Source organism: Candidatus Desulfatibia sp. (assembly GCF_036446775.1).
Lineage (GTDB): Bacteria > Desulfobacterota > Desulfobacteria > Desulfobacterales > UBA11574 > Desulfatibia_A.
Window position 1 is genome coordinate 1 of sequence record NZ_JAZFTO010000244.1, and the last position, 8,000, is coordinate 8,000.

7 protein-coding genes and 1 riboswitch are annotated in these 8,000 nt (G+C 49.7%); of the genes, 6 read left to right on the top strand and 1 reads right to left on the bottom strand.

What is annotated here, in order from left to right:
- The 6 genes from V3S16_RS11440 to cobJ form a co-directional block, all read left to right on the top strand.
- A partial coding sequence (locus tag V3S16_RS11440; RefSeq protein WP_413885040.1) for a CdaR family protein occupies positions 1-291 on the top strand: 291 nt, incomplete at its 5' end.
- A 421-nt stretch (positions 292-712) separates the two neighbouring features.
- A complete protein-coding gene (cbiD, locus tag V3S16_RS11445) occupies positions 713-1,816 on the top strand; it encodes a cobalt-precorrin-5B (C(1))-methyltransferase CbiD (protein ID WP_413885042.1) in 1,104 nt (367 codons plus the stop codon).
- 14 nt (positions 1,817-1,830) lie between these two features.
- Positions 1,831-3,051 carry a precorrin-6y C5,15-methyltransferase (decarboxylating) subunit CbiE gene (gene cbiE, locus V3S16_RS11450; RefSeq protein ID WP_413885044.1) on the top strand — a complete coding sequence of 407 codons (1,221 nt, stop codon included), beginning with the start codon at positions 1,831-1,833 and terminating at the stop codon, positions 3,049-3,051.
- 42 nt (positions 3,052-3,093) lie between these two features.
- The gene (cobM, locus tag V3S16_RS11455) at positions 3,094-3,867 is read left to right on the top strand and encodes a precorrin-4 C(11)-methyltransferase (RefSeq protein WP_413885045.1); all 774 of its coding nucleotides are present in this window, start codon (positions 3,094-3,096) and stop codon (positions 3,865-3,867) included.
- Positions 3,868-4,157: 290 nt separating this feature from the next.
- Complete coding sequence (locus tag V3S16_RS11460; RefSeq protein WP_413885047.1) at positions 4,158-5,228, top strand: cobalt-precorrin 5A hydrolase; 1,071 nt, start codon at positions 4,158-4,160, stop codon at positions 5,226-5,228.
- A gap of 17 nt (positions 5,229-5,245) precedes the next feature.
- Positions 5,246-6,007 carry a precorrin-3B C(17)-methyltransferase gene (gene cobJ, locus V3S16_RS11465; protein WP_413885049.1) on the top strand — a complete coding sequence of 254 codons (762 nt, stop codon included), beginning with the start codon at positions 5,246-5,248 and terminating at the stop codon, positions 6,005-6,007.
- 403 nt (positions 6,008-6,410) lie between these two features.
- Here cobJ and cobT read toward each other — a convergent pair whose 3' ends face one another.
- Positions 6,411-7,490 carry a nicotinate-nucleotide--dimethylbenzimidazole phosphoribosyltransferase gene (gene cobT / locus V3S16_RS11470; protein ID WP_413885051.1) on the bottom strand — a complete coding sequence of 360 codons (1,080 nt, stop codon included), beginning with the start codon at positions 7,488-7,490 and terminating at the stop codon, positions 6,411-6,413.
- Positions 7,491-7,576: 86 nt separating this feature from the next.
- Positions 7,577-7,767, bottom strand: a riboswitch (cobalamin riboswitch).
- Between the last annotated feature and the right edge of the window lie 233 nt (positions 7,768-8,000).

The window sequence follows — 8,000 nt, forward strand, 5'->3', positions numbered from 1 at the left end:
GTCATCATAAAAAAAGCATTGCCTTTGCAGGTGGACTGGGTTGGGAAATTGCCGGAACATCTGATCCTTTCCGAGATTAAGCTTGACCCTGAAAAAATCGAAGTCATCGGCGGTAATCGAATTTTGGAAAACATCTCCACCATCTATACGGCCAAGATACCGCTTGATAACCTGCAACAATCCGGAAGCATGATGATTAACCCGGTCCTCAATCCCGCATCCTTAAAAATTTTATCAGAATCAAAAGACCAGATTATTGTTTCGTATGTGATTAAACCAAGAGTTCAGTAAAGAATCCTGGCCCATAGGACCAGGCTTTGATTTCACCCCATGGGGGTGCACCTATCTCAAATGGAGCAAATTAAATTCCAATTAACAAATATCAAATATCAAACAAATAACAACACGCGGCGCAAGCGCCTGCGCTGCGCGTGACCAAAAGGGGAAATCCCAAATAACAAATTACAAATATCAAATAAATTCCAACACGCGGCGCAAGCGCCTGCGCTGCGCGTGACCGAAAAAACAAATAACAAACAAAAGAATAAAAAAATAGTTTTAGCCCTTGTTTGGAATTTGAGACTTGGAATTTGTGATTTATTTGAAATTTGGTGCTTGGAATTTGTGATTTTAGACGCAAAACTCTAAGGCAGAGCCAAATATCTGTGGCTTATCCCATAGGACTAGGTTTTTCAGGACTAAATAAAGAAAGATGACACCTGATCAAGGCATAACACTGAAAAGCGGATTTACCACGGGAACGGCCGCGGCAGCAGCGACCAAAGGGGCGCTATTGCTGCTGCTGAAGGATCAAGCACCCGATCATGTTTTTGTACGTTTCCTTACAGGTGAGAAGATTCGGATTCAGATGCATACCTGCGCTCGAGTGAGCGCGCAAAGCGCCCGGTGTTCAGTAATAAAGGATGCCGGGGATGATCCGGATGTCACCCACAAGGCTGAAATCGGCGCTCTGGTCACTTATCCTGTGAATAGCGCTTCAGAGAGTGTGGTGATTACCGGCGGCAAGGGTGTTGGAAGGGTCACAAAACCCGGCCTGGGAATTCCGGTCGGTGAGCCGTCCATAACCGAGGGACCTCGTAAAATGATAGTTCAAAGCGTCGAGGAGGTTATGCAGCAATACGGTATCCGGGGTGCCGTCATCACGGAACTGTTTGTTCCCCAAGGCGAGATTCTGGCCCAAAAAACCCTGAATGCACGCCTGGGGATTGTGGGGGGAATTTCCATACTTGGGACCACCGGAGTCGTGCGGCCCATGTCGCACGAGGCCTACATCGCCACCATCGATGCCGCCCTTTCGGTTGCCAGGGCTGCGGGCCTTGAGCAGGTCATACTGGCCACCGGGCGCCGCAGCGAACGCTATTCGCAGACGCGCTGGAACAAGCTTTCCGAAGAGGCTTTTGTTCAAATCGGCGACTATTTTCAGATGTCGCTGGCCAAGGTTGCCGAAAAAGGGTTGAAAAAAGCGTCGCTGACCGTTTTTTTCGGCAAAGCCGTCAAGATGGCCCAGGGGGTGCCCCACACTCACGCGGCCAAAACGCGCTTGTCTTTGCAGAAATTGTCTGAATGGGCCTTTGAATCAACCGGCAGCAAACGTTTGGCCGGCCGTATAGCTGCCGCCAACACGGCCCGGCACGCATTGGATTATATCCTGCCCGAATTTTCGGAAGTGATAGCGCAGGTCGGAAATAGGATTGTAACGTCTGCCCGGCGGTTTGCAGGGGCCGGCGTTCAGATTCAAAGCGTAATTTATAACTTTGAAGGGAATGTTATCTTTGATTCCGAAAAGACCGGTTGAGGATGAACCAAGATATGAAACCAGTCACTATCATCGGGATGGGGCTTACGCCCAGAGATCTCACCGACGCACACAAGGAGATCATCCAAAAAGCCGACATCCTGATGGGAGGTAAACGGCACCTGGCGTATTTTGAAGACCTTGGTGTCGTCAAAAAAGAGATCACCAAAGATCTGAAGGCAACTGTCGCCTATATTCAAGACCAGATGATAAGCAAACGGATCGTGGTTCTGGCCTCGGGCGACCCCCTGTTTTACGGCATCGGTTCCGTGTTGGTCCGTGCGCTGGGGCCTGACCGGATTGAGGTGTTGCCCAATATTTCCTCTGTAGCCGCTGCTTTTGCAAAAATCAAAGAGTCTTGGAGCAATGTCAAAGTCATCAGCCTGCATGGCCGCAGCCATGAACTGGAACTGCTCCAGGCGCTGAAACGCCACGAGCAGGTGGCCGTTTTCACCGATCCTGAAAAAAACCCGGCCTGGCTGGCAGGTTTTCTGATTTCAAAAGGCGTTATCAATTTAAAAATGGGCGTGTTTGAAAAACTCGGAACCGTGGATGAAAAAATAGGATGGTATCAATTGGAAGTTGCGACGGACCTTAACTTCGCCGATCCCAATGTGGTAATATTGAAACGCAAGCCGGAATCGAATAGTTCGCCCCAGACGCTTTACATGGGACTTTCTGAAGACCTTTTCGAACACGAAGGCGGTTTGATTACCAAAACCGAAGTTCGTGCGGTTACTCTGGCAAAGCTCAAGTTATTGCCATACCATACTCTTTGGGATCTGGGGGCCGGTAGCGGATCGGTTTCGATTGAAGCGGCCGTGTTTTTAGAGCGCGGCAGGATTATCGCTGTTGAGCAGAAAGCCGAAAGAATCGATCAGATTAAAGCCAACATCAGGCGTTTTGGGGTCAACAACATTGAAGCGCTTCAAGCCGTTATGCCGGACGGGCTCAGCAGCCTCCCGACTCCGGATCGTGTCTTTATCGGCGGCGGCGGGCGTGATTTGGAGCAAATTATCTCTAAGGCCGCCGCTTTAATGCAACCCGGCGGTGTGATGGTAATCAACACGGTACTGATGGCTAATCTCGCAACATCCCAGAAAACGATGCGCAAAAACGGTTTCAACACCGAAGTTGTCCAGATTCAGGTTCTTCGCAGCAAAGCGATGCCGTGGAGTGAACGATTTGAAACCCTGAATCCGGTTTGGATTATTTCAGGACAGAAAACCGACTGAGCGGCGTAGCCGCGTTTCATAAAATTGTAACACAATTTTATTATGGAAAAAGAAATTTACCCGGTTATGTTTGTGGGCGCCGGTCCCGGTGATCCCGACTTGATTACGGTCAGAGGGCAGCAGGCCTTGATGACGGCGGATGTAGTGATATATGCCGGGTCGCTGGTGCCGGAAGCGGTCTTAAAGTGGGCCCGATCCGAAACCCGGCGGATCAGCAGTGCCGTTTTGAATCTTGGACAGATAATTGATGAGATTGAGAGGGCCTGTGAGGCCGGAGAGCGAGTGGTACGGCTGCATTCCGGAGACCCGAGTCTTTACGGCGCCATTTTTGAGCAGATGGCAGAGCTGCAAAAACGAAATATAAGCTACCAGGTTATTCCGGGCGTCACCGCCGCCTTTGCGGCCGCCGCTGCCATGGGGCTTGAATACACACTGCCGGAAGTTTCTCAGACATTGATCTTAACGCGTATGGCCGGGAGGACATCGGTACCGGAGGCCGAAGCCTTGGAAAAACTTGCCGCCCACCGCACTTCCATGGCTGTTTACCTCAGCATATCACTTATCGACCAGGTGGCGAAAATCCTGAAAGAAGCTTACGGTAGCGGAGCCGCCTGTGCAGTGGCGTTTCGCGTCAGTCAGCCGGAGGAAAAGATTATCAGAACAACGCTTGATAAACTGACAGAGACCGTCCGCTCTGAAAATATAACCCATCAAGCCCTGATCATTGTCGGCAAGGTCCTGGAGATTGGGGCGGAGATATTGACGGTGAAATCCAGGCTGTACGACCAAGACTTTACGCATGGTTACAGAAAGTAACTAATTTATGTAACCGTTCACAGGTTCAGAGGTTCAGGGTTCAAAGGTTCAGGGGTTCAGGGTTCAAAGGTTCACAGGTTCAGGGGTTCGGGGTTTAGAGGTAACCAAGAACCTTGAACCCTGAACCTGTGAACGCCTACGAAAGGTAACCCGACTCGGCTGCCTTCAACATGAGCTCAGGCCGAATGTAGCCGTTCGACCCTGAGGTCACAGCCGAAGGGCTCGTCGCAGGCTGAACGGTGAACTCTGAACGGTGAACTCTGAACCTGTGAACGCTTACGGACTTATTTATGGCCGATGTAGCTAACATTGCTGTTTGGGCAATTACGCCCAAAGGGGCGCAATTAGCGGAAGCGATTGCCCGCAAAATGCCGCAAGCGGATATATTTGTTACCGTCGAGCTTGCGTCTGATTTCGAACGGACGCATGGGTTTACGCGTTTAAAAGACGCCGTCCAACGTCATTTTACATCGTTTTCCGCCCATATCTTCATCATGTCAACCGGCATTGTGGTACGGATGATTGCACCTCTGATCAGAAACAAAACCCAAGATCCGGCGGTGCTGGTGGCCGACGAAAGCGGGCAATATGTGATCAGCCTGCTTTCAGGGCATATCGGCGGGGGCAATGCGCTTACTCTCAAGGTGGCCGAGCTGATTCAGGCGGATCCTGTGATTACCACTGCCACCGACGTTAATCGTCTGCCGGCCGTTGATGTTTTGGCCAGAGAGAAGAACCTTTACATCGAAAATTACGGCGCAATCAAAACCGTCAGCATGGCGTTGATTAGCGGTGCGCCGATTTATCTCCATGATCCCTATTATTTTTTAAGTGACGATCTTAAAGCAGTCACGGTTTTACCATTTCCCGAAAAAAAGTTAGCCGGAAAAGAGAGTCTTCCAAAGGACGTGCCTGCCGGTGTATACATCGACGATACAGAGATTGAAGTGCCGGATAACACCCTGGTGCTTCGACCCGCTTCGCTGGTAGCGGGAATAGGGTGCCACCGTGATACGAGTTTTGAAGAGTTGCAGGAATTTCTATTTAACATTTTGGGTCGATTTGCTCTGGCCGTCAAGAGTTTGAAATGCCTTGCCAGCGTTGATCGCCGGGCTGATGCAGTGGGTTTGCTGGCGCTGGCCAAGGATTTGGATGTCCCCATCAAATTCTTTGCACCCCAAGAGTTAAATGCGGTTCAGACCATAGAAAATCCGTCCGTGATGGTAAAAAAACATATAGGAGTTGAAAGCGTATGCGAAGCAGCAGCGATTCTGGGCTCGCACCAGGGCCGGCTGATAGTTCCCAAGCAGAGCACGAAAAACGTAACCGTGGCGGTCGCCAGAATTCCCTTTTCATTGTAGGCATCGGCCCCGGAAGCATGGATCATTTATCCAAACGTGCCATGGATGTCCTTGCAGGCGTTGATGCCGTTGCCGGATATACCACCTACATCGAGCTGATTCGTCCATTGATTGAGGGCAAAATTATCATCACCACACCCATGACAAAAGAGGTGGAACGGGTCGAAACTGCTATTGAGACGGCCCTGAACGGAAAAACCTGTGCCGTCGTTTCCAGCGGCGATCCAGGTGTATATGCTATGGCGGGGCTGGTGTTTGAAATGTGTAATCGTAAAAACATTTATGTGGTTTCACCCGGCAATTCACATGAGATGAAAACGGATAGCCGCAATTTACGCATCGAAGTTGTTCCCGGAATTCCGGCCCTCTGCTCCGGTGCAGCTCTCCTTGGTGCTCCCTTGACGCACGATTTTGCCGCCATCAGTTTGAGCGATCTGCTGACCAATTGGGAGCAGATTGAACAGCGCTTGAAAGCAGCGGCAAAGGCTGACTTTGTCATCGTCCTGTATAACCCCAAAAGCAAAAAACGGAATTGGCAGCTTAAAAAGGCACAGGAAATTATCCTGAATTACAGGGATCCACAAACTCCTGTGGGAATTGTTGCCCGTGCCATGCGAGAGGGACAGAACGTGCAGATCGTACCCTTGAAAGATCTTCACAAAGAAGACGTGGATATGCAGACAACGGTTTTTATCGGCAGCAGTGCTTCCGTCACCTATCTAAACTATATGGTAACACCGCGTGGGTACTCGAATAAATATTTCCTGAACAAGTCCTGAAGAACCTGGTACTTTGGGCTAGGTCAGAGATATTCAGCTCTGCCTTGGAGTTTTGTGTCTAAAATCACAAATTCCAAGCACCAAAAAACAAACAAGCTCCAAACTACAAGCACCAAATTTCAGATAAATCACAAATTCCAAGTCTCAAATTCCAAACAAGGGCTAAAACTATTTTTTATTCTTTTGTTTGTTATTTGTTTTTTCGGTCATTGGAATTTATTTGTTATTTGGATTTTGTTATTTGGGATTTCCCCTTTTGGTCACCTGTCGAGAGCCTCTAGGTCGAACGATTGTTATTTGTTTGATATTTGATATTTGTTATTTGGAATTTAATTTGCTCCATTTGAGATAGGTGCACCCCTATGGGGGCAAATCAAAGCCGAGTCCTCTGAGCCCGGATTCTCTACTCTTTGTCGGTCACACCGGCTTCTTCGAACGTCAGGACTTCATTGAAAACACGAAGCGCTCCCTCCATGATTCCCATAGCCAGCGCCCCTCCGGTCCCTTCACCCAGGCGCATCCCCAAATCGAGAATCGGCTCAAGTCCAAGATACTTCAGCATAGCTCTGTGGCCCAACTCCTCCGAGCAGTGTCCGGCAAACAGATAATCGGCAACTTGCGGACAGAGGGCGTGGGCCACCAACGCGCCGGCCGTGGAAATAAAGCCGTCGATGACAACCGGACGGCTGTGAAAAGCTCCGGCCAGCACGCACCCGGCAATCCCCCCGATTTCGAATCCGCCGATTTTAGACAGCACATCCAAGCCATCCTTTGGATCGGGCTGATTTATTTGGATACCGCTGCGAACGGCATCTCGTTTTCTTGCAAGACCCTGGTCATCCACGCCGGTGCCGCGGCCGACCATCTCATCGATATTCGTACCGGTTATCACGGTTCCAACGGCCGCTGAAGGGGTGGTGTTGCCGATCCCCATGTCGCCGGTACCCAAAATCTCAATACCGTTTTGGAAAAGTTCAGCTGCCAGTTGAAAGCCGTTTATTATCGATTCTTGGGCCGCCGGGCGTGTCATGGCAGGTCCCTTGGCCAGATTCGCAGTTCCTTGGGCTACTTTGCGGTCCAAGAAGCGGTTTCCTCCATCGCCTGGCTCAGGTTTTAAATTTGGGATGATTCCCATATCCACCACCCATACTTTAGCATCCACATGCCTGCAAATGGCGTTAATCCCGGCCCCGCCTCTTAGAAAGGTCTTCACCATTTCTCCGGTAACTTCCTGGGGAAACGCGCTTACTCCTTCAGTCGCCACACCGTGGTCTCCGGCCATGACCAGGACAGCTTTACGATTTATTACCGGTTTCAGTGTTTTCCGGATTCCGCATAACCTTTCCGAGATTTCATGCAGCCTTCCAAGCGCACGGGGCGGCATTACCAGCCGGGCCGTGCGTTCACGGGCTTTTTCGATCCATTCAGCATCCAGCGGCTTAATATCTTTAACAATTTTTTCCAAATCAATATCTTTCGCCATAACCTATCGCTCCTTTTCAAAAAAAACATGACCAAAATTGATAAAAAAAATCCCCAAGCGATGATCGCTTGAGGATTTGCCATCTCCTCAACAATTAACTTTGTGGCAGGTCTTCTGACTTTCGGATCATCCTACCGGCCGCGCCTTCCCATTCATCTGAAGACAAACAGTGGCTTGTTGCGGCTTTCGTTACCGATTACAGCGGCGGGTCCGCACCGGAGTTTCACCGGTTTCCCTATTATACCCCTCAAGGGTCACCATCAAAATAAATAGTATTTTTTGTTGGAACAGATAAACTTAGGCAAGCGGCATTGTCAAGTTTTTTCTTAGTGCTCTGATTAATGTGGAAAATTTTACAGGGTGTACAGTGATTTAATCCACAGATTTCGCAGATTACACAGATTACAATGAATACGCGATTAAGGTTGCGGAATCTGTCGGGTTAAATTCCCCGCAGCTTGCTGCGTTAAGATAGAAAATATCATTTGTTGATACCCCGTGGCTTGCCGC